Annotated in this window: 18 protein-coding genes and 1 pseudogene; 9 read left to right on the plus strand and 10 right to left on the minus strand. The window is 66.6% G+C overall.

Annotated elements, in window-relative coordinates:
* The 4 genes from AB0Q90_RS14130 to AB0Q90_RS14145 form a co-directional block, all read left to right on the plus strand.
* Window positions 1-218, plus strand: a 218-nt coding sequence (locus tag AB0Q90_RS14130) for a hypothetical protein (RefSeq protein ID WP_365733143.1), incomplete at its 5' end; no start/stop codon positions are given.
* Between the two features lie 85 nt (window positions 219-303).
* Window positions 304-1524: an IS110 family transposase gene (locus AB0Q90_RS14135; protein WP_363165199.1), complete on the plus strand. Its 1221-nt coding sequence runs from the start codon at window positions 304-306 to the stop codon at window positions 1522-1524.
* 407 nt (window positions 1525-1931) lie between these two features.
* Window positions 1932-3209, plus strand: coding sequence for an AAA family ATPase (locus tag AB0Q90_RS14140; protein ID WP_363165198.1), 1278 nt, complete (start codon window positions 1932-1934; stop codon window positions 3207-3209).
* A gap of 166 nt (window positions 3210-3375) precedes the next feature.
* Complete coding sequence (locus tag AB0Q90_RS14145) at window positions 3376-3948, plus strand: HNH endonuclease (RefSeq protein WP_365733249.1); 573 nt, start codon at window positions 3376-3378, stop codon at window positions 3946-3948.
* 300 nt (window positions 3949-4248) lie between these two features.
* Here the strand turns inward: AB0Q90_RS14145 and AB0Q90_RS14150 are convergent, their stop codons facing one another.
* Both AB0Q90_RS14150 and AB0Q90_RS14155 read right to left on the minus strand, forming a co-directional pair.
* A complete protein-coding gene (locus tag AB0Q90_RS14150) occupies window positions 4249-5154 on the minus strand; it encodes a DUF4365 domain-containing protein (RefSeq protein ID WP_365733251.1) in 906 nt (301 codons plus the stop codon).
* Window positions 5155-5770: 616 nt separating this feature from the next.
* A pseudogene (locus AB0Q90_RS14155) lies at window positions 5771-5956 on the minus strand (site-specific integrase); the annotation flags it as partial.
* A 419-nt stretch (window positions 5957-6375) separates the two neighbouring features.
* Between AB0Q90_RS14155 and AB0Q90_RS14160 the strand changes: the two are divergent.
* Entirely contained in the window at window positions 6376-8046 is a 1671-nt protein-coding gene (locus AB0Q90_RS14160; protein ID WP_363165196.1) for an RICIN domain-containing protein, read from the plus strand.
* Between the two features lie 420 nt (window positions 8047-8466).
* On the opposite strand, the gene AB0Q90_RS14165 is transcribed toward AB0Q90_RS14160, so the two are convergent.
* From AB0Q90_RS14165 to AB0Q90_RS14175, 3 genes are all read right to left on the minus strand, one after another.
* Entirely contained in the window at window positions 8467-10866 is a 2400-nt protein-coding gene (locus tag AB0Q90_RS14165) for a non-reducing end alpha-L-arabinofuranosidase family hydrolase (RefSeq protein ID WP_363165203.1), read from the minus strand.
* Window positions 10867-11049: 183 nt separating this feature from the next.
* Complete coding sequence (locus AB0Q90_RS14170; protein ID WP_363165195.1) at window positions 11050-11847, minus strand: hypothetical protein; 798 nt, start codon at window positions 11845-11847, stop codon at window positions 11050-11052.
* Entirely contained in the window at window positions 11844-12374 is a 531-nt protein-coding gene (locus AB0Q90_RS14175; protein WP_363165194.1) for a SigE family RNA polymerase sigma factor, read from the minus strand. The genes AB0Q90_RS14170 and AB0Q90_RS14175 overlap by 4 nt, the downstream gene beginning before the upstream one ends.
* A 604-nt stretch (window positions 12375-12978) precedes the next feature.
* On the opposite strand from AB0Q90_RS14175, the gene AB0Q90_RS14180 reads away from it, so the two are divergent.
* Window positions 12979-13119, plus strand: coding sequence for a hypothetical protein (locus AB0Q90_RS14180; RefSeq protein WP_363165193.1), 141 nt, complete (start codon window positions 12979-12981; stop codon window positions 13117-13119).
* A gap of 697 nt (window positions 13120-13816) precedes the next feature.
* Here the strand turns inward: AB0Q90_RS14180 and AB0Q90_RS14185 are convergent.
* On the minus strand, window positions 13817-14512 hold the full coding sequence (locus tag AB0Q90_RS14185) for a type 1 glutamine amidotransferase domain-containing protein (protein WP_363165192.1): 696 nt from the start codon (window positions 14510-14512) through the stop codon (window positions 13817-13819).
* A gap of 23 nt (window positions 14513-14535) precedes the next feature.
* The gene (locus AB0Q90_RS14190; RefSeq protein ID WP_363165191.1) at window positions 14536-15009 is read right to left on the minus strand and encodes a type 1 glutamine amidotransferase domain-containing protein; all 474 of its coding nucleotides are present in this window, start codon (window positions 15007-15009) and stop codon (window positions 14536-14538) included.
* 391 nt (window positions 15010-15400) lie between these two features.
* On the opposite strand from AB0Q90_RS14190, the gene AB0Q90_RS14195 reads away from it, so the two are divergent.
* Window positions 15401-16309, plus strand: a complete 909-nt coding sequence (locus AB0Q90_RS14195) for a LysR family transcriptional regulator (protein WP_363165190.1) — start codon at window positions 15401-15403, stop codon at window positions 16307-16309.
* Between the two features lie 799 nt (window positions 16310-17108).
* Here the strand turns inward: AB0Q90_RS14195 and AB0Q90_RS14200 are convergent.
* The 3 genes from AB0Q90_RS14200 to AB0Q90_RS14210 are packed head-to-tail and all read right to left on the minus strand — an operon-like array spanning window position 17109 to window position 18508.
* Complete coding sequence (locus AB0Q90_RS14200; protein WP_363165189.1) at window positions 17109-17294, minus strand: hypothetical protein; 186 nt, start codon at window positions 17292-17294, stop codon at window positions 17109-17111.
* Complete coding sequence (locus tag AB0Q90_RS14205; protein ID WP_363165188.1) at window positions 17291-17503, minus strand: hypothetical protein; 213 nt, start codon at window positions 17501-17503, stop codon at window positions 17291-17293. The genes AB0Q90_RS14200 and AB0Q90_RS14205 overlap by 4 nt, the downstream gene beginning before the upstream one ends.
* A gap of 51 nt (window positions 17504-17554) precedes the next feature.
* Complete coding sequence (locus AB0Q90_RS14210) at window positions 17555-18508, minus strand: LysR family transcriptional regulator (RefSeq protein ID WP_363165187.1); 954 nt, start codon at window positions 18506-18508, stop codon at window positions 17555-17557.
* Window positions 18509-18676: 168 nt separating this feature from the next.
* Between AB0Q90_RS14210 and AB0Q90_RS14215 the strand changes: the two genes are divergently transcribed.
* Window positions 18677-19798 carry a PrpF domain-containing protein gene (locus AB0Q90_RS14215; RefSeq protein ID WP_363165186.1) on the plus strand — a complete coding sequence of 374 codons (1122 nt, stop codon included), beginning with the start codon at window positions 18677-18679 and terminating at the stop codon, window positions 19796-19798.
* Between the two features lie 107 nt (window positions 19799-19905).
* The gene (locus tag AB0Q90_RS14220) at window positions 19906-21159 is read left to right on the plus strand and encodes an SLC13 family permease (protein ID WP_363165185.1); all 1254 of its coding nucleotides are present in this window, start codon (window positions 19906-19908) and stop codon (window positions 21157-21159) included.
* Window positions 21160-21272 lie beyond the last annotated feature (113 nt).

The raw sequence follows: 21272 nt of genomic DNA on the forward strand, positions 1-21272 counted from the left end.
TCGCCGACGTACAGGCGGATCCGAAGGTGCAGGAGGTCTATCTGGGGCACGCACCCGCCGAACCCGCCCCCACCCGCCGAAGGACACAACAGCGGCATCGTTGGTTCGTGGTCCAAGCCGCCGCCAAGGAACACCTCTCACCGCTCGGCGAACGCGCAGTTCCGCAGCTGACCGAGACCCCTGACGACCGCTGGGATTGCGAACGACTGATCGGATGACGGGCCCTTGAGCCCTGCCATTAGGAAGACGCGCATCCCCTGCCAGGCGAGGACCAGCACACCACGCCAACCAGAGGACACCTCTATGACCACTGTGTTCTGCGGTATCGACTGGGCCACCGACCACCACGACATCGCCCTGCTCAACGAGAGGGGCACCCTCCTCGCCAAGCTCCGCATCGACGACAGCCCCGAGGGCCTGGCCCAGCTCCTCGACCTTCTGGCCCGCCACGGCGACCGTTCCGACAACCCGATCCCCGTCGCCATCGAGACCTCTCACGGACTCCTGGTCGCCTGTCTGCGTGCCACCGGCCGACCGATCTACGTCATCAACCCGCTCACCGCCGCCCGCTACCGCGACCGCTACGCACTCAGCCGCAAGAAATCGGACCACCTCGACGCCAAAGTCCTGGCCCACATCCTGCGCACCGACCCCGCCGAACACCGTCCTCTGCCCGCAGACAGCCACCTCGCTCAGGCCATCACCGTCCTGGCCCGAGCCCAGCAGGACGCCGTCTGGGACCGCGTCCAGACCGGCAACCGGCTGCGCTCCCACCTGCGCGAGTACTTCCCCGCCTTCCTCACCGTCTTCAGGCACTTCCGCGAGGGCCTCGCCTCACCCGTCACTCGCACCCTGCTGGCCGCGGTCCCCACACCCACACAGGCCGCCCAGCTCACCCGTTCCCAGCTCCGGTCCATCCTCAAGACGGCCGGCCGCCAACGCGAGATCACCGGCGAGGTCGAACGCCTCTACGCCTTACTGCGCGAACCGCAGATGCACCAACCGCCCCTCGTCGAAGACGCCATGGGGACCAAGACCCAGGCCCTACTGCGGCAGTTCAACGCAGCCTGCGCAAGCGCCGACGAGCTGGAGGCTGCGGTCGTCGACGCCTTCACCACCCACCAGGACGCCGAGATCATCACCAGCTTCCCCGGCCTCGGCCACCTCACTGGCGCCCGCGTCCTGGCCGAGCTCGGCGACGACCACACCCGCTTCGCCACCGCCCGCGCTCTCAAGGCCTACGCCGGATCCGCTCCCATCACCAGATCCTCCGGACGCAAGACGACCGTCCTGGCCAGACGCATCAAGAACCAGCGCCTCGCCTCAGCCGGCTACAACTGGGCTTTCGCCGCCCTCACCGCGTCAACCGGCGCACGAGCCCACTACGACCACCGCCGAGCGACCGAAGAACGACACGTCGCAGCCCAACGCAACCTCTTCAACCGGCTACTCGGCTGCCTCCACCACTGCCTCACCCACCGCATCCCCTACGACGAACAGGCCGCCTTCCCCGACACAGTTTGACTGATCAACCGCATCGGATGTCTGTCTCCGCCCCGCTCCAGCCCGGCCGGCGCCCGTTCCGCGCTCAAAGCATGCAGCCGCCTGATGCCAGAGAAGGGGTACGTCGTGGCTGGGGCGGTCGGCTCCACGGCTTTAGCCACCTCCCCGGTCCGGGTCCCGCGTCGAGCAAGACCAGGGGACCACTCGTGCTAATTGCGGTCAGGCCCAAAGCCTGCCCGAGTTGCTGGCCAGCGTACGGTCCCCTGATCATGCTCGACCCCAGACCGGGCAGGCCACCGGCCAAACCCGCTCCGCCGACCTCATAGGTGAAGCTTCTGCTCCGTGATCCTGCCAACAGACCAGCGCCGTCCCTATGCTGCTCAGAGGAGCACTGTCGCAGGAACTGTGGCCGACATCGGAGAACTGTCTTGTACATCGAGAGAGTAGTACTCAAGAACATTAAAGGTTTTGAGAGCGCAGACCTTGACTTCTCCGGTTTCGATGGAGAACACGCAGGCTGGGCAGTGATCACTGGCGACAACGGGTCTGGAAAGACTGCCCTCCTGAAATCCATCTGCATGGCGATTCTAGGGCCAGATGATTCACGCGTACTCCTAACGGACACCCGAGGATGGGTTACCGAGGGCGAGGAATCAGGAACCATCTCGGTTGAAATCAAACCCTTCAGAGAGTGGGATCGCACCGCTAAGGGTGGATTCCCCGTCCAAAATACTTTTTGGGCCGAAATTGGCTTCTCTCGCGAAACAAGCGCGTGGGTAATTTCTTCTGTAGACGTGTACAGAAACAAAAAGAAGGGAGCATTCAACGGCCCGTGGGCTCCAGGAACACAAGGCTGGTTCTCCCTTGGATACGGACCCTTTCGTCGCCTCTACGGCAGTTCACCCGACGCGCAGCGACTGATGGTAATCCCTGGGCGTGTTCCCAGATTCGCCACTCTTTTTAAAGAGGATGCAACCCTTGCAGAGTGCGAACAATGGGTTAAACAGCTTAACTATAAGAAGCTGGAGCAGCAGGAATCTGAAAAGGTCGCCCTGGAAAGCCTCCTTGAGCTACTTAATGACGACTTCTTGCGTCAGGGAATGGCAGTCAGCGAAGTTAACTCTGAGGGGATCTGGCTTACGGATTCTGCTGGCCGGCGGATGCCTCTCGCGGACATGAGTGAAGGGTACCGATCTGCACTCGCAATGCTGATCGACATCTTCCGCCATATGGTGGACGTTTACGGAACAACAGATTTGACCAAGAAACGCGATGACGGATCCACTTACATCAATCGCCCAGGCGTGGTGATCATTGATGAAGTGGACTCACACCTGCACCCTGCTTGGCAGCGAGAGATTGGATTTTGGCTTAAGAAGCATTTCCCGCTGGTCCAATTCATCGTCACGACGCACAGCCCGCTCGTATGCCAAGCAGCTGACAGGGGCAGGGTGTACCACATGCCTCAGCCCGGTCAGGGGCAACCGTTCCAGCTTGCCCCTGATGATTTCAATCGGGTGATCGCGGGGAAGCCGGACCAAATCCTCCTCACGCCTGCTTTCGGAATGAGTCACACCCGCTCTCCACGAGCCGTTGCAGCTAATAAGAGACACTCCCGACTGCGAGCAAAGCAGATCGCTGGAAAGCTCACAAATGATGAATCCAGCGAGTTGGAACAGCTGTCGCTCTTCGCTGAAGCGGAGTGACGGGAAGCAGATGAGAAGGATCTACCGAACCAATCTTGACTTTTCTACGCGTTGCGACCTAGCGGCAAGGCGAAGGAAGGCAACAAATAAAGAGACCGCGAGGACGGAGTGGAACAGCTATCGCAGATCAGTAAAGAGCCGGCCAGTACTTGAAGCGTTGAAAGAGATGAACGGTCAGCGCCAGCGCTGCGTTTACTGTTGCGATTCTCGTTCCGCTGACGTTGACCACTTCACTCCGATCTCAGTGGACTACTCCCAGGCTTTCGCATGGAACAACTTCATCCTGGTATGCCCAGAGTGCAACAGGAAGAAAGGCGCAAGGTTCCCCAGGGACAAGGACGGGAAACCTTTGATTATTAATCCTACGAGAGAAGACCCCTGGGACTTTTTGATCCTTGACACCAAAACCGGATACTTGGCAGCCCGTTTCCTCGACGAGGATTTCGACCCTAAGGGTGAGTCAACCGTGGAGGTCATATCCTTCATTAATCACGAGGCTGTCGTTGAAGGGAGACGCCGCGTAATCGCACGATACAACGAAGCCGTTGACTACCTACTTTCGAGCGTCGAACCAAAAAAGTCCACGGGCAAACTCCTGAGAGAGATCCGTGAAGACGAGCACGGCATCGGGGAATGGTTTGCACGTCGAGAGGGCTCATTAGAACCACGTTTCTCGGAATTGAGGGCCCGTTTCCCTTCGATCTGGAGGAGATTCGTCCGGGAAGCGTGCAGCGCCTAGGATGATTCCAGTCGAGACAGAGTTCTCTAGCTGCTCGGGTACTTTAACGATGAGACGCCGTCGCCGTAAGGCGTTGCGCTGTCAGTTGTGAACGCTCTCTCATGCCCGTGTCTCAACGCGGCGCAGGCCCTAGGTAGTCCTCAATGCCTTCTGTGCCTGGTAGCCCGCGACGTGCATCGCTGACGAACATCCCAGAACGGACTTGATCAACGCAGAGTTGCGCGCTCTGCAAGACAGAGATGAACTGCGGATTCCGGCACCTTGATTCGTTACACCGCCTGGCGGGACGCCACCAATGTTTTAGGATCGCCGGGACAGATGAATACCCTTTTGCGCTTTGTTCTTAAGTATCTTCTGCATCCCCGGCTTGTCTGCAACACGCCACATTCTCTCCCATGCGCGCATGTCTGTCAGGTAGCCCGGAATCTTGATTTCTCTTTCGCATGCACATTCAATGAGCGCTTCAACGATTGCGACAACCCGACCTCTACTTGGGTGAGTAACTCCCTTAAGATAGGAAGCCAGCTTCGCGACCTCGTAACCGGTCTTCGACGACACAATATCGAGATCGGGTGCTCCAGCACGGCGATGCAGCGCGCGCAGCTGAGAAGCAAAGGCGAAGCGGAAGTCTTTCGGCGTCGCTTCTTCTACCGTCTTGCCCATAACTGAAACCAGCAGATCGATGGCACCTGCCAGCTCATAGTCAGCTTGTCGTACAGATGTGACTCGCGTAGGTTTCGTTGTTATCGTGCCGCCACTGATCTGACTTCGAGCCGGAATGCCGAGGTCATTTCTGCAGGATTCATTCAGTTTATTCTTCAAAGGGACAAGCACTTTATGGCCCTGCCCTGCGACAATGACCGTATCATCGTTCACGTGCTGCCAGTAAATTTGCTCAGATTCTGGCTCGAACAGCATGAGAGTGACTGGAAGTGAGTGATTCATCCAATACTCGACATGGTTCGCGTCGCAATAGAACCACCACCCGAGATCTGTCGACTTTGTGAATTGACTGGCGCCAGACTTTATCTGTACAGCCAACAGTCGGCCAGTTCCTCGTCCAGAGGCGCTGCTAGGGAGGTCAGCCCCCTCGACCACCTCAATGTGGGCGTCAATTCCAATATCACTGGTCTCCTGTTCACGGAAGATCCAGCCCAATTGGGTGGTGACCAAGTATGCGGCCCGAGACACTCCAGCCCGGTCCACCAGGTGGGTGGGAGGGACGACTGTCAAAGTTGCATCTCCTCATGCCTGCTCCGGCCAACCAACGAGTCCCTAGCCTAGAGGGAGGGACTGACAGCTGGTACGTAACTCAACCTCGCGGAAGGGGGGGTTGGTCTCGTTGCCGAAGGTCAGGCAGATGAACGCCCCGTGCGTCACGACCTCACCATCTCGGTCCGCAGAGGCACAGCGAGAACACGCTACGTCCTTGAACAGGCCGCACTGCCAGCCGACCCGCGTTCGAAGGCCCAGCTGAATGCCGAGGGCCGCCGTTGGCATTGGGGGCACACAGCGCTGTTCGACTTCACCTTCAACCAGCTCGGGACTGGCTACCGACCCGGTGAGCGCGTGCCACACGCGTGCCAGAACGGGCGGGGAACAGCGGGGAATCACGGGGCAAAGAGGCAGCGCACCGAGGGGTGGCGATCAAGCCGTTTCGGCAGGCCAGAGGTCCGGATGATCTCCAGATGACCTAAGCTTCCCAAGCTGAGAGCGCGAGTTCGATTCTCGTCACCCGCTCCATGATTAAGGCCCAGGTCAGAGACCTGGGCCTTGTTTGTTGTCTAGACCGGTGGGCGCCTGCCGCACCACAACCGCACCATTAGCTCTCGGCAGCCTCCTCATTGTGGTGCGCCGGGTCGTCCTTGTGGTGCTTCGCACGCTCGGCGCGCACCAGGTCGTCGAGTCGGGCGGCCACCTCGCGCTGCCGCTCCTCGTCGGAGTGCTGAAAGATCAGCGCGGCCTTCTCGGAAGACTGCCCGGCGCGAACCATCGTGTCCTTCCGCGAGGTCGGCGAGGCGCTCGGAGCGGCCTTGCCGGGGCGGGATCGCGCTGCTGTCACCCATCCTCCCCGACCAGCCGTCAGGCGTTCGCCTCCGCCGGCGTCAGGTCTGCCGTGCTCCGCGGCGAACGGGAAGCGGTCAAGGCGAAAAATCTGCGGATCTTCGCGGCAACCTTTTCGGCCTCTCGGACCACTAGGCGTTGTCCGGCCAAGTGGTCCGGTCAAATGCAACGGCTGAAAGAGAGAGCGCAGGCATGTCCCTGGAACCAGAGCACAGACATGTCCCAGGCCCACCCAAGTCACCGGTGGCGTCCCGCGTCGGCGGCCACCGTGCCGACGGCGGCGCGCGCGGTGACCGCCCGAAGCATCGTGGCCGTCGGTTGCTCGCGCGTCGGGGTCTCTGGGGAGGTCTCGCCCTGGTGGTCGTGGCCGGCTCGGCTGTCGTGGTCAACCAGGCTTCGGCGGACCAGAAGACCCTGGATCTGAAGAAGTGGTACGTGCTGGTCAACCGCAACAGCGGCAAGGTGCTGGACGACCGCGGCTCCGCCAAGAACGACGGCGCGGCGGTGGTGCAGTGGAGCCGTCACGGCGGGGCCAACCAGCAGTGGCGGTTCGTCGACTCGGGTGACGGGTACTACCGGCTGCAGAACCGGACCTCCGGCAAGGTGCTGGACGACTACGGCTGGTCGAAGACCGCCGGCACCGCCGTCGTGCAGTGGAAAGACCTGAACGCCACCAACCAGCAGTTCAAACTGGCCAAGTCGTCGAACGGCTACGTGCGTCTGGTCAATCGCTTCAGTGGCATGGCTGTCGGTGTCGAGAACGCCACCAAGGCCAACGGGGGCGACGTCGTCCAGAACCGCGACCGGGGCGGTGCCAACCAGCAGTGGAAGCTCGTCGCGGCCGGTAGCGTCGCCGGCGGCACCGGGAACACGGGGAACTCCGGCAGCACGCCCACGCCCGGCGGCAGCACTCCGGCATCGCCGCCGACGTCTCCGACCCCCGCCAACGGCAGCTCGACGCCACGTTTCATGGGCAGCGACAAGGTGTTCATCGGCGGTTCGATGACTGACGCCTCGGCGAACGCCGCGCCGTTCGACGTGCGCTACGCCTATATACACAGCCAGCCCGCGCCCTCGTCGGACGCCTATACGGCATCGCGTTGCAAGGCTGAGTGGTCGGCCTGGTGGGGCTGCTGGGGCGGCACCAGCACGGCGCCCGGAAACCAGGTGACCTGGCAGGACAGCGTGGCGGCCAAGGCGACCTACCAGGGCAAGTCGCGACCGCAGAAGTACCTGTGGACCTGGTACTCGTTGCGCGACCTCGGCGACATGGCGGGCGAGGGTGACGGCCCGGGCGAGGTCAAGGCCATCGACAGGCGTGACCTGCTCACCAAGTACCTGAACGACTACCGGTTCTTCCTCCAGAAGATCGGCAAGTCCCACGACATGATCGACCTGGAGCCCGACTTCTGGGGCTTCGCCCGGTCGCTCGGCAATCTGCACCAGGTTCCCGCGCAGGTCACGGGCGCCAACCCGACGGACTGCGGATCGCAGGAGAACAGCGCCGCCGGACTCGCCCAGTGCCTGATCTCGATGGCGCACAAGTACGCGCCGAACGCCGCCGTGGGGCTGCACCTCTCCTGCTTCGACTGGGAGAGCAACCTCCAGAAGTGCGTCAAGGACTACGCGGACCTCGGGGCGAAGAACGCCGACTTCCTGGTCACCGATGTGTCGGACCGCGACGCGGGCTGGTACGCACAGCCGGCCCACGGCAGCCGTGACACCTTCTGGACCGACCAGAAGGCCGCCGCCTCGCTGAAGTTCTGGAAGACGATGGCCGAGTCCGTGGGCAAGCCGGTGGTCCTGTGGCAGATCCCCGTGGGCAACATGGCGGGGAACAACACTCCCGGCCACTTCAAGGACGACAAGGTGGACTGGCTCTTCGGCCACATGGACCAGGTGGCGAACGCCCACATCGCCGGCCTGCTGTTCGGTGCGGGGTGGACGGAGCAGACGACGCCCGAGACCGACGGCGGAAACCTGATCCGCAAGACGATCGCGTATCACAACTCGGGTGGTACACGACTCAAGTAGGCGAAGCCGGCGAATGCGCCCCCATCTCTTCGATGGGGGCGCATTTCGTCGTCTGCGTCGGGCTGAGGACTTCTCCGGAAGGGGACGATCGTGCTGACCGGTGACGGCGGGGAAGCCGAGTTCGACCGCGAGGCCGGGACAGTGCGGGCCGTCCGGTCGATGAATGCGCCGATGCGGCGGAAGGTGAATGCGGCTCGGGACGCCGGCACCCACACCGCGCAGGAGGACCAGGAGCCCACCCATCAGCCCGACAAGCCTCGCCGAGCCTCCGTCTGGTCCCCAGACGACTGGAACCCCAGCCGGCGCACGGCTGGGGTTCCTCGATGCGGTGAGGAGCGGTCAGCGGGTGGAGGTGCCCACGCCGTAGACCGCTCGTCTACGCGCCGGTGCGGCGCACCCGATCGCCATCACCGTGGCGGGTCAGCGCTTCAGGGTGAGGATGCCGGGCCGGTACGGCAGGTTGTCGTAGGAGGTGTTCGGCGGTGTGTTGGGGGACTTGCCCTGGTAGAGGAACTGCAGGTTGCAGGGGTCGATGGTCATGGTCTGGTCGGGGTTGGCGCGGACCAGGTCGCCGTGGCTGATGTCGTTGGTCCAGGTGGCGCCGCTGTTGGCCTTGCCTGCGAAGGGGTTGGACTCGGTGGCGGCCTGCGGGGTCCAGGGGCCGTTGAGGCTGGTGGCGGTGAAGGAGCGGAAGTAGCGCTGCTCGCTCGCACCGCGGGCCTCGACGATCATGAGGTACTGGTTCTGGCCCTGGACCTTGTAGACCTGCGGTGCCTCGAACAGGTTCTTCACCGTGTCGCTCATGACCGTCGTGTACGAGGAACCGAAGCTGCCGGGGAAGTTCCCGATCGGCATGCTCGACTTGTAGATCTTGCCGTTGTCACCGGCGAAGAACAGGTGGATGTTCTTGTCGTCGGCGATCAGGGTCTGGTCGATCGGCCCGGTCGGGGAGTCGGTGCGGGGGATGCTGCCGGTGAACAGCGGCTGCGGCGCGGACCAGCCGTCGGGGTTGGTGGGGTCGCTGGAGGTGCGGTAGCTGAAGGGCGACGGACCCCACTGGTACGCCAGCACCCAGATCTTCTTGGGCGCGAAGTAGAACAGCGTGGGCGCCACCGTCTTCTGGCTCATGCCGGTCTGGCGGGCCGACGCCATGTCCGACCAGTTCGTGAAGGGGCTGAACGCCATCGAGCCGTAGGCCGATCCCGAGTAGTTCGACCCGTAGACCAGGTGCTTGCCGTTGTACGTCGTGGTGGTGAAGTCCTTCAGCGAGGCCCACCCGTTCGCCGGCTGCGCCAGCGCGCCCGTCGAGGTCCACCGGTACGTCGACGGAAGAGCACACGTGTCGCTCTTCGGCGCCGTGGTCGGCTGGAAGTTCCAGCGTTGGTTGCCGCCGCCGTTGGTGTCCCAGATCTGGACGGGAGTGCCGTTGGCGGTCCGGCCGCCGGGGACCTCCAGCGCGCGGCCGCTGGCGACGTTGGTGAGGGTGTAGGAGCCGTCGCTGTTCTGGCGGGCCTTCCAGCGCTGGTGGGCGCCGCCGTTGGCGTCCCAGACCGTCATCCTCGTCCCGTTGGCCGTCCGGCCTGCCGGCTCGTCCAGTACCCGGCCGCTGGCGATGTTGGTGAGGGTGTAGGAGCCGTCGCTGTTCCGGTTGGCCCGCCACTGCTGGTTGGCGGCGCCGCTGGCGTCCCACACCTGGAGCGGGGTGCCGTTGTCGTTCTGTCCCGCGGGCTGGTCGAGAACGCGTCCGGAGGCCGCGTTGGAGAGCGTGTAGACGGTGCCGGAGGTGATGCCCCCGGCCTGTGTGCCGCCACTGCCGCTGCCGCTGCTGCCGCCCAGGGCGCTGAGCACCGCGCTGTAGGCGGGCTTCTTGTTGCCGCCCGCGTCGAACAGCAGGGCATTCTCACCGGTGCGCCAGGAGTCGCTGTCGCGGATGCCCCACACCGTGATGCCCGTGCAGCGAGCGACGTTCATGCACGCCTGGACGGCGTTGCTGTACGCGGTGGCGGACGCCTGGGCGATGTCGAGCTCGGTGATCTGGACGTCCACGCCGAGCGCGGCGAAGTTGGACAGGGTGGTCTGGAAGCTGGCCGGCGGGCCGCCTGCGCCGAAGTGGCTCTGGAGGCCGACGCAGTCGATGGGCACACCGCGGGACTTGAAGTCCTTGACCATCTTGTAGACGCCCTGGGTCTTGGCGTCGGACCAGTTCTCGATGTTGTAGTCGTTGTAGCAGAGCTTGGCGGAGGGGTCGACGTTCCGGGCGGTGCGGAAGGCCTCCTCGATGAAGCCGTCGCCCAGTACGTCCTGGAACACGGAGCTGCGGTGCCGGCCGCTGCCGCCGTCGGCGAAGGCCTCGTTGACCACGTCCCAGGCGTAGATCTTGCCCTTGTAGTGGGACATCGTCTGGGTGATGTGGTCCTTCATCACCGTGCGCAGGGTGCCTGCGTCGGTGATGGACTTGACCCAGGCGGGCAGTTGGGAGTGCCAGACCAGGGTGTGGCCGCGCAGGCGCTGGCCGTGCGCGGAGGCGTGGCTGACGATCGAGTCGGCGGCGGCGAAGGTGAACTTCCCGCGGGAGGGTTCGATGGCGTCCCACTTCATCTCGTTCTCCGGGGTGATCATCTTGAATTCCCGGTCGAGAATGGCGGAGTACGTGGAGTCGCCGAGCCTGCCCGCGGCCACCGCCGTACCGAAGTAACGGCCGCTGCCGGCCGCCGCGTCGGCGGCCGTGGCCGGTGCGGAGGCCTCCGGCGTGAGTGCGGCCAGGGCGACCAGTGGTACGGCGGCACCCGCAGCGGCGAGAACCACGGCGACGGCGATCACGCGGCGGGTCGCCGGACGGCGGCGATGAGAGCGGTTCTGATCTGACAACGGTATGTCCTTCTGGCACAGCGGGCCTTGATCCGGCCCCGGATACCTGTCAGTTGCCGCCCCGCACACAAAGGTTGCCGCGATCAAGGGAAGCATTTTCACGGCCGCCGTCGTCGCCTTGCCGCGCAGCGGCGTTCACCGTGCCGGGACGAACCCTCCCCGGACCGACGCGGAGCCGCCCGAACCCTGTGCGTCGACGCGATAGCCGTCGCCCGCGGCACTGCGCGCGCCGTCGGTGCCGTTGTTGAACTGCGCGGCGAACTCATGGCTCCCGGCCGGCACGGTCAGGCCCGGCTTGAGGACCCAGCGGTAGACCAGCGCGCCGCCGGCCTCCTGGACGGTGAGGGTGAAGTCACCGCTCGGCAGGGTCTGCCAGGTGCCGGTGTTCTTCGTACCGCCGGTCTGCACGATCCGGATCTCGACCGTGAGCGAGGTGAGCGGCTGCGTCGTCTTGAGGACGAGGTTGCTCTGCGTCCAGTAGACGGTGCTCTTCGGATCCAGCGAGCCGGCCGACCGCAGCGGCCCGTTCCGGCTCTCGTCGGCGGTCGGCGAGGGGCTGGTGCCGGTGCCGGTGGCCGACGGAGTCGGGCGCGAGCTGCCCGGGGTGGTGGCCGGGGGCGGCACGACAGGGGTCGGGCGGGCCGATGTCGGGGGCGGGGAGCTGACGGCCGGGGGCAGGCTGGCGGGCGTGGTCACGGTGGGCGGCGACGGCTTCGCGACGATGGCGGCGACGGCGAGGCCGCCGGTCGTCAGGATGCCGCCGGCGGCGAGCCCGGCGAGGGCGACCCTGGTCCCGGACCTCGCGAAGGGCCGCGCACGGTGACGGACGGCGGGGCCGGCCATGCCGCGTTCCACCCGGGCCAGCATCCGCGCGCGGTCGGGCCGGTGGGCCTCGGCGGCCTCGCGCAGCCGACGGTCGATCTCCTCGTTCACCGGTTCCTCCTCCCTGGCACCAGGTCCCCGGCCGCTCGTGCGCCCAGTAGCTTTTGCAGCTCGGCCATCCCCTTCGAGGTCTGGCTCTTCACCGTTCCGACCGATATGCCCAGCGCCGCCGCCGTGTCCTTCTCCGACAGGTCGAGGGCGTGTCGCAGCACCACGCAGGCGCGCTTGCGGTACGGCAGCCGGGCGAGCGCCGCGCGGACGTCCAGCACGGCCGTCGTGTCCGGCCCCTCCACCTTCTCGGGGCTGCGGGACCAGAACAGCGTGATCCGACGTCGCTCCCGCACCGAGCTGCGGATCCGCCCCCGCGCCAGGTTGGCCACCACACCGCGGGCGTAGGCGAGCGGGTGGTCGGCCTGCCGCAACCGGTCCCAGCGCTGCCACAAGGCGACCAGGGCATCCGCGGCGAGGTCGTCCGCCGCGTCGGTCTCGCCGGTCAGGAGGTATGCCAGACGGGCGAGTTCGGCATAGTGGCGTTCGAAGAATTCGTGGAACTCCGCGGACGCGTCATCGAGGACCATCCCCCGGTCGCCCTCTCCTTGCCATGATGTGCGCATTGGTTGCGTGTTTAACAACAACGGGGGGCGCAGCCTAACAGTGCTCCGTCTGGGATTCGAACGGTGGTCGTGCTCGGTTGCGGGGCGGTGAAGGCTGACCGGCGAACTGGTCGATGCCGGGCGAACCGGACGCCGGTCGGCTGCGCGATGTCCGGCTGCACGGCGGTGCCGTCGACGGTCAGCCGCTCCCCGTAGATGTCGGTGGTACTTCACCGCTTCCGCTCTCCGGGGGGACGGCACGCCAGCACACCGCCGACCAGCAGCGCAAGGGAATGCCCGTGGCCAGTCCGCGCCTGCGCCACGGTTGCGGCGCGGCGTGCTTCGTTGCCCACATGCCCGTCCATCCGGTAGTTCGACTCGGCCTTCCGGCTCCCAGTTGCCGCAGATGACGAGAAGGTTGCCGCCCCGACGCTGTTTTCTCGGAGACCGGCCAGGTGGGCAGGTCCTCAATGCCCCTGGCGCCTCGTCCTCCCCGACGGGCGACGTAGGTGGAATGGCGAACTTCTCCGGGTTTTTGAGATCCCGGGTGCCGGCCACCGGTCTTCACGTCCGTAAGGATCCCGGACAGGTGATCGCCGCACCCTCGCTGCGCGAGCGGCTCGCCGGTGGCACCCTGGGCCGCACCACCGGCCGCGAGGACTCCACGCTCGTAGGCGAGGAGGCCCAGCGCGGACACCGGTCCCCGGGTCGCATCCCATCTCGAAGGTGAGAGTGCAGGTCTGGGAGGTGCTTTCGCCTTCCCCTCCGTCAAGTAGGGCGTCGAACTCGCCGCGATGGAGGCACCCGCCGCGGGAGTTCCGCTGGTGGTACGCGATCTGCCCGTACTGCGCGAGGCGTTCGACGGCGCCGCCCGTTTCACAACCACCCACCAGGACTTGGCCGCTGGGCTCGGTGCCGCGGTCACCGACCACATGCTCGCGCGGGGCAGGCGTGGGGACCCGCCAGGCAGGACCTTAGGCGGGAGTTTGCGTACGCGTCCGCAACGTCACGTCAGCATCTGATCTCCGCACGCGGCAGCCCATGCATGGTTGTACCGCCGGAAGCGTCGGCCTCTCCCCTTCCGAGGCCCGCGCCCTCCGCGTGCCCGTAAGAGCGGAAAACAGCGGTCAAAGGCGGTGCGATCCGCCCCTCACAACCACCTCAGAGGGAAGGTACCTACGCAGGTCAAAGCAGAGGAGCCCGCCCAAGCGCCGTCGCTTCCCAAGCTGAGAGCGCGAGTTCGATTCTCGTCACCCGCTCCAGGATGAAACCCCAGGTCAATGGCCTGGGGTTTGTTTGTTATCTAGTCCATTTTGGGGGCCGTGCCCTCTGTGTGCCCTAGATCGAGGAAAACCCTCAGAGCTCTCCGCCTGTTCGGCGCGCCGCCCAGTCAGGACGGGCCGGGGTGGTCGTCCCGAAGCCCTGGGTCAGGTCAGCTTCTTGAGCAGTTCGGCTGCGGCGGGTCCGGCGGAGGCGGGGTTCTGGCCGGTGACCAGGTTGCGGTCGACGACCACGTTCGGGGCCCACGGCTCGCCCTCCTGGTAGTCCGCGCCGATCTCGACCAGGCGGTCCTGGAGCAGCCACTTGGCGCCCGCCGCCAGACCGCTCTGGATTTCCTCTGCGTTGCTGAAGCCGGTGAGCCGGTAGCCGGCGAAGGCGTTGCCGCCGTCGGCATCGGTGGCTGCCAGCAGCGCGGCCGGGGCGTGGCAGACCACGCCGAGCGGCTTGCCCGAGGCGAGGGTGTCGATGAGGAGCTTGCCGGAGGTGGCGTCGACGGCCAGGTCCTCCATCGGGCCGTGGCCACCGGGGTAGAAGACGGCGGCATAGTCGTCGAGGACGACGTCCTCCAGCTTGACGGGGTGCTGGAGCTCGCTGATCGAGGCGAGGGCGTCCGCCACCTTCTTCGCGCCCTCCTCGCCGCCGTTGAACTGCGGCGCCAGGCTTCCCTGGTCCAGGGGCGGTACGACGCCGCCCGGCGTGGCGACGACGATCTCGTGGCCGGCGGCGGTGAACGCCTGGTACGGGGTGACGGCTTCCTCGGCCCAGAAGCCGGTCGGGTGCTTGGTGCCGTCGGCGAGCGTCCAGTGGTCGGCGCCGGTCATCACGAAAAGGATCTTCGACATGGTGCGGTCTCCTAGAGGCGGGTTCAGCTGGGTTGTTGTTCGGTGCCGGCCAGGGCAGCGAGGATCAAGTCGCTGACGGCCTTGGTGGACACCGGGTTCTGTCCCGTGATCAGGCGGCCGTCGCGCACGGCGTGCGGTGTCATCGGGATGGTGGAGCGCACGTACTTGGCGCCCTTCGCGCGCAGTTCGTCCTCCAGAAGGAACGGCACCCTGCTCTTCACGCCGGCCAGTCGTTCCTCGACCGTCGCGAAGCCGGTGACGGTGCGGTTCCGTACCAGAGGGTTTCCGTCGGTGTCGCGGAGGTTGATGAGGGCGCAGGCGCCGTGGCACACCGAGGAGACGATGCCGCCGTCGGCGTAGATGGCCTGGGCCGTGCGCTGCAGGCCGGCGCTGTCGGGGAAGTCCCACATGGTGCCGTGACCACCCGTGAAGAAGATCGTGGAGTAGTCGTCCGGATCTGTGTCGGCAACGGAAGGGGTGGCTTTCAGGGCGTCCATGAAGGCTTGGTCGTCGAGATCCGCGAACCGTCCGGTCGACGAACAGGCGACCGAGGCTACGAGGGTCGAGCGGCACCTCGCCGCCCGCCGGGCTCACCACGTCCACCGTGTGACCGGCCTTCACGGCCTTGTCGTAGAAATGGACGAGCTCGGCCAGCCACAGTCCGGTCCGGTGCTCGCTCGCCCCATAGGTGGCCTGATTGGTCACGACCGCAAGAATCTTTTTCCGTCTCACTTTTCCCTCGTCTCCTGGGCGGCCCCTGGCTTCGAAGCTAAAGCTGTTGATGTATCGGCGCCAATGAAGAGCCCGATACCGGGTATCGAAGAACCGATGGCTGGCCCGGGGACATACGGCACCTGGCCGGCCTGCCTACCTCGTAGGCTCGAAGCCGTGAGCGATCACGACATTCATGGCTCCGGTCCGCTGGACCTGAACCTGCTGCGCACCTTCCTCGCGGTGCACCGCCTGGGCTCCTTCACCGCCGCGGCGCGCCGGCTGAGCCTGTCGCAGTCCACCGTCACCACGCACATCCGGGCACTGGAGAGACGCCTGGGCCGCGAGCTGTTCGTACGCCGGGCGCAAGGCGTCACTCCGCTGCCCCACGCGGACGAACTCGCCGCCCGGCTGTCGGCGCCCCTCGACCAGTTGGCCGTCATCAGCGGCGAGGAACCGAGCAGTACCGAGGCGCCGGTCCATCTGGCGGGACCGGCGGAATTCCTGGGCACGCTCGGCCTCACGGTGCTGGCCCAGCTGGTCGCGCAGGGCGTACGACTGCGGATGGCCACCGGGCTGACCGAAGCACTGCTGGAAGAACTGCGGGCCGGGCGCCACGACCTCGTCGTCGCCACCCGGCGGCCCCGTGGCCGGACGCTGCACGCCGAACTCCTCGGCGACGAGGAGTTCGTCCTGGTCGCCGCACCGGGATGGGCAGAACGGCTCAAGGGGCAGGAGCTGCCCACTGCCCTGGAGAGCCTCCCGCTGATCGCCTACGCCGAGGATCTGCCCATCGCCCGCCGCTACTGGCGCCACGTCTTCGACCGCCGTCTGCACGCCCAGGCCGCGATCACCGTCCCCGACCTGCGCAGCGTCCTCACCGCCGTCACCGTCGGCGCCGGCTGGAGCGTCCTGCCCAGCTATCTGTGCCGCTCCGAACTCGCCTCCGGCGCCCTCCGTCTGCTCCACCAGCCGGAGGACCCGCCGATCAACACCTCCTACCTCGTCCAGCGCCCGGGCAACTCCGCGAACCCGCACGTGACACTCGTCCGCGAGCACCTGCTGGCCGCCGCGAAAACCTGGTGAGCCAGCTCGGCGGCACCGGGTCCTGACTCGATGCCGATGTACGATGCCGAACTGCCCGCCCGGGACCCGTGTTCTCGCAGCAGCAGGGACTCGTCTGGATTTGAATGCGATGGAGTGCGCCCGGACGATGACCGGGACGCTTGGGCGAGCGGGAGCCTCTGGCCTTCCCGCACATCCGCCTTCAATCCTGGGCAGATGACCGAACAGAGGCTCCCGGTGCGCACCTGCAATACGGCATGTAAGCGACTCCCGCCCCCGGTGAAGCAGCGCCGCAACGGACGAGTCGAGCCCTGCACAGCATCCAGGCGTCGGCTCGTGCCCAAAGCGTGCCCATAAGACCGGACAACCACGGTAATCAGCGGTGCAAAACCAGCCCTCGAAGCTGCACCGCAAGCGACATATTCGCAGGTCAGGAGCTCACCGTCCGCGCAAGCGCCGTCGCTTCCCAAGCTGAGAGCGCGAGTTCGATTCTCGTCACCCGCTCCATGATGAAACCCCAGGTCAGTGGCCTGGGGTTGTTTGTTGTCTAGTCCAATTTGAGGGTGGCGTGCCCTTCGTGTGGCCTAAGTAGCCTGCGCCACTGCCGTGCGCCATGTCTGCGAAGTCGCTTACGTAAAGCGGCAGATCACAGATGAGGCGTGCGAGGCCCTTCGTCGGCAGCTCCCCGCCACGCGGCCGTGTCGCCAGGCTGCAGCACAGGGGCGCCCACAGCCACAGCGCCCGTTCCTGCGACGGTCGCGCCAGCCAGACGACTGGGCCGCGGATCTCTTGCACGCGGCGCGGGGCTGACGTCAACGGCTCACGGCGCATAGCCGCGCAGCAGAACCGCGATTGTCTCGGCCAGGCCATCCTCGATCTGCTCTGTGGAGAGTGCGCCGCTCAGCGCCAGTACGGTGAGGCCCTGGAGCGAAGCGGTCAGCGGCACGGCCAGGCGGGCGAACGGACCCTCGCGGACCTCGCTCCGGCACTGTCCGCTCTCAATCAACTCACGTAGGTACGGGCGAGCGCGGTGAGCCGGTCGGCGGAAAAGTCGGCGGCCTGCTCCAGTGCCCCGGTCAGTGTGACCTCCGGGCGAGCGAAGCCCTCCAGCGCCGGCGCGTCCAGCAGCGCCTGCCTGCCCTTGACTGCTTGTGCTACGCGCTGGCCGACGCCGGCCATCCGCTTGTTCTGGATGGCGTGGGATCCGGACCGCATGGGCCCACCGGATGTTCCTCGACGACCAGCGGGAACCGCTTGGCCGCACCGTCAGCTCCGCCGGACCGCCCCAAGCTGGGCCCGGTGCAGGTCTGGGGCGGTGAATCGCTGCGCCACCGTGCGCAGGACGCGGGCCATCGCCTGGGCGGGTGGGGTGGCGGGGCGTGTCGCGGCGCGTGCGAGGAGGATGCGGCGGGTGGGGGCCGGGACGTCGGAGGCGAACGGCAGGAGGCGTACGTCGCTGCGTCGGCTGGTGAGGGCCAGGCGGGGTGCGAGAGCGATGCCGAGACCGGCGGCGACCATGGCCTGCGCCTCCTGGTAGTCGTGCGATGAGTAGGCGATGCGCGGCTCGAATCCCGCCTGGCGACAGCTTCGGCGCAGGACGTCGGCGACGGGGTGGTTGTCGGCGCGGATGATCCACTCCTGGTCGGCGAGGTCGCCGAGGCGCACGGAGGGATGTGTGCGCAGGGGTGAGTCGGCAGGGACGACCAGCACTGTGGGGTCGTCCAGCAGGTGGGTGAGGGCGAGCGCCGGATCGTCGAGGCGGTTCCATTCGTAGTCCCAGAGCAGCCCCTGCTCCACCTCGCCGGTGTGCAGCATCTCTCTGAGCTCCGCGAGGACTCCGGCGCGTACCTCGATGCGGATGCCGGCGTGGCGGCGGCGGAAACGCGTGAGCGCCAGCGGCAGCAGGGACGCGCTCGCCGTGGGGAAGGAACCGAGCCGCAAGGTGCCCTGGTCGAGGGCGGTGAAGGAGTCCAGGTCGGCCTGGGCGGCACGCAGTTCCCGGCGGATGGCCTGACCGCGTTCGGCCAGCGCGGCACCCGCCGGGGTGGGGCGGATACCGCGTGGCAGCCGCTCGATCAGCGGCTGCCCTGCCTCCTGCTCCAGCAGGGACATCTGCTGGGAGGCGGCGGAGGTGGTCATGCCGAGGGCTTGTGCCGCGGCAGTGAGTGAACCGCGTTCGGTGGCCTCGGTGAGCAGCAGCAGACGGCGCACGTTGAGCATGCCGTCGACTTTAGCTGAGCTAAACCCAGGTGAAGCGAACCGCGATTGTTCCGAAGTCATGCCTCTGCGAAGGTCTCCGCAATCGCCGAGCGGTTCACCGGCCCGCAATGCGCCCGTAACCGCTTCTCGGCCCTCCCTACCTCCGTTGATCCAGGAAGAGCCTCAGACGTGCACATTCCCGCGACCCTGGTGCGTGGCGGCACAAGCAAGTGCTGGCTGTTCAACCAGGTCGAAGTCCCTGCCGACCGTGGCGACCTCGAACGGCTGCTGGTCTCCGCGTACGGCGCCACCGACCCCGTGGAGCTGGACGGGGTGGGTGGAGCGACCCCCACCACCTCGAAAGCGGCCGTGGTCAGCGCCTCACTCCAGCCTGGCGTCGACGTCGACTACCTGTTCGCTCAAGTCGGCATCGGGACGGGCTCGGTGGAGTGGACGAGCAACTGCGGCAACTGCGCCACCGGCGTCGCCCTGTACGCGGTGAGCAAAGGAATGGTTCCGGTCACCGGCGACCGGACACGCGTGGTGATGCGCAACACCAATACCGGCGCGGTCCTCGAAGGGATCGTCGACACCCCCGGAGGCGTGGTGCACCACTTCGGCCGCCAGACGGTACCCGGCACCCGGGCCGGCGGGGTCGCGGTCGGCCTCACCTTCCGCGACCCGGCCGGTGGCACCACCGGCTCACTGCTCCCCACCGGCCAGGCCGCCCAGGACCTGCGGGTCGGCGCCGCCGAGCCGGTACGCGTGAGCATGGTGACCGCGGGAGCTCCGGTCGTCCTTGTCGACGCCGCCAGTGCCGGGCGTACCGGTGCCGAGTCACTGGAGCGGATGAGCGCGGACGTCCCCTGGCTGCGCACCGTCCGTCATACCGCCGCACCCCTGATGGGGCTGCTCCGGCCGGGCGAGGAACCGGGCGACGCGGTGCCCAAGGTGGGCCTGGTCGGCCCGCCGGTGCCGTACACCACCACCCTCGGTGAACCGATCGGTGCCGAGGACTACGACGTGTCGGTGCGCATGCTCTCCATGAACGCCCCGCACCCCGCGATCGGCCTGACCTCTGCCGTGGCCGTCGCGGCGGCCGGGCTGCTGGAGGGGTCCGTGGTCTCCCGGACCACGGGCGGCCCGACCGACGAGTGGCTGCGCCTCGGCACACCCGCCGGTGTCGTCGCGGTCCGCTGCACCGACATAAGGGACGGCCTGCCGCACCGGGTCACCGTGCAGCGCGCGGCCCGTCTGCTCGCCGACGCCCGAATCTACGTACCGCAAGCAGCCGGCCCGCAAGTCGCCTGAGCCGCGACGAACATCACCTCGGTCAGGCCGGTTCCCAGCCGTCCGCACCGGGATACCCTCGCGCCCTTGGGGCGCGCCACCCCGTCCCCACCGCACCAAGGACAAAGATGTCTGCTGAAGTGATCTCCATAGGCGCCCTGCTGGTGATGTTCGTGGTCGGCACCGTGCTGCCGATCAACCTGGGCATCCTCGCCTTCGTCGCCACCTTCGCGGTCGGCACCGCCTCGCTCGGCCTCACCGAGGACGAGATCTTCGAGGGGTTCCCGGCGAAGCTCTTCGTCACCATCGTCGGAGTCACCTACCTGTTCTCCGTCGCCCGCCGCAACGGCACCATCGACTGGCTCGTCGCGGCCGGGGTGCGGCTGGTACGCGGCAAGGTGCAACTCATCCCCTGGGTGCTCTTCCTGGTGGCCGCCCTGCTGACGGCGTTCGGTACGTTCACCCCGGCCGCGGTCGCGATCCTCGCGCCGATCGGCATGAACTTCGCCTACCGCTACAAGCTCAACCCGCTGGTCGTCGGCATGATGGTGATCAGCGGCGGACACGCGGGCGCGTTCTCCCCGCTGGCCGTCTCCGGTGCGCTGGTGCTCGGCCTCGTCGACGAGACCGATCTGCAGGTCTCCGCCGTGGCGCTGTTCAGCGCCAGCTTCGTGATCAACCTGCTGCTCTCGATCCTCACCTACGCCCTGCTCGCCAAGCGTCCCGCCCCGCTGGTCGAGGGCGCCGCGGAGGCAGCCGACGACGAGGACCTCGCCGTCTCCGGCAGGCCCGACTGGCGGCAGTGGCTCACCCTCGCCTCCCTGGTGGCCCTCGTCGTCGGCGCGCTCGGCTTCCACCTGGAGATCGGCTTCCTTGCGCTGGCTGCCGGCGCCCTGCTGGCCCTGGTGGACATAAAGCGGCAGGAGAAGGCCGTGGACGGCGTCAGCTGGTCCACCCTGCTGCTGGTCGCGGGCATGATGACGTACATCGCGATGCTGGAGAAGGCCGGCATCATCGAGGAGATCTCCGAACACGCCGCGGGCCTGGGCGCCCCGCTCGTCGTCGCCCTGCTGCTGTGTTTCACCGTGGCCATCACCTCCGCCTTCGCCTCCTCCACCGCGATCCTCACAGCGATCATCCCCATCGCCGTACCGCTGCTGCTCTCCAGCCACCTCAGCGCCGTCGGACTGATCGCCGCGCTCGCCGTCTCCACGACGATCGTCGACACCTCCCCCTTCTCGACCAACGGAGCACTCGTCCTCAGCAACGCCCGTGGGGTGGACGCCCGCCGCTTCTACCGCCAGGTCATCGGCTACACCGGCGGAATCGTCGCCCTCGGCCCCGTCGTCGCCTGGGGCGCCCTGGTTCTGCCCTGGTCATAGCGCAATGACCGACGACGGACATCGGAGGGCGCCGAGCCGGACCACGCACGGCGCCCTTCGTGCTGATTCTGTGCGCAGGACCAGGGGGATACAGACGCAGTCGGCGACGGGCA

It is taken from the genome of Streptomyces sp. NPDC079141, assembly GCF_040686775.1.
Classification (GTDB): Bacteria; Actinomycetota; Actinomycetes; order Streptomycetales; family Streptomycetaceae; genus Streptomyces.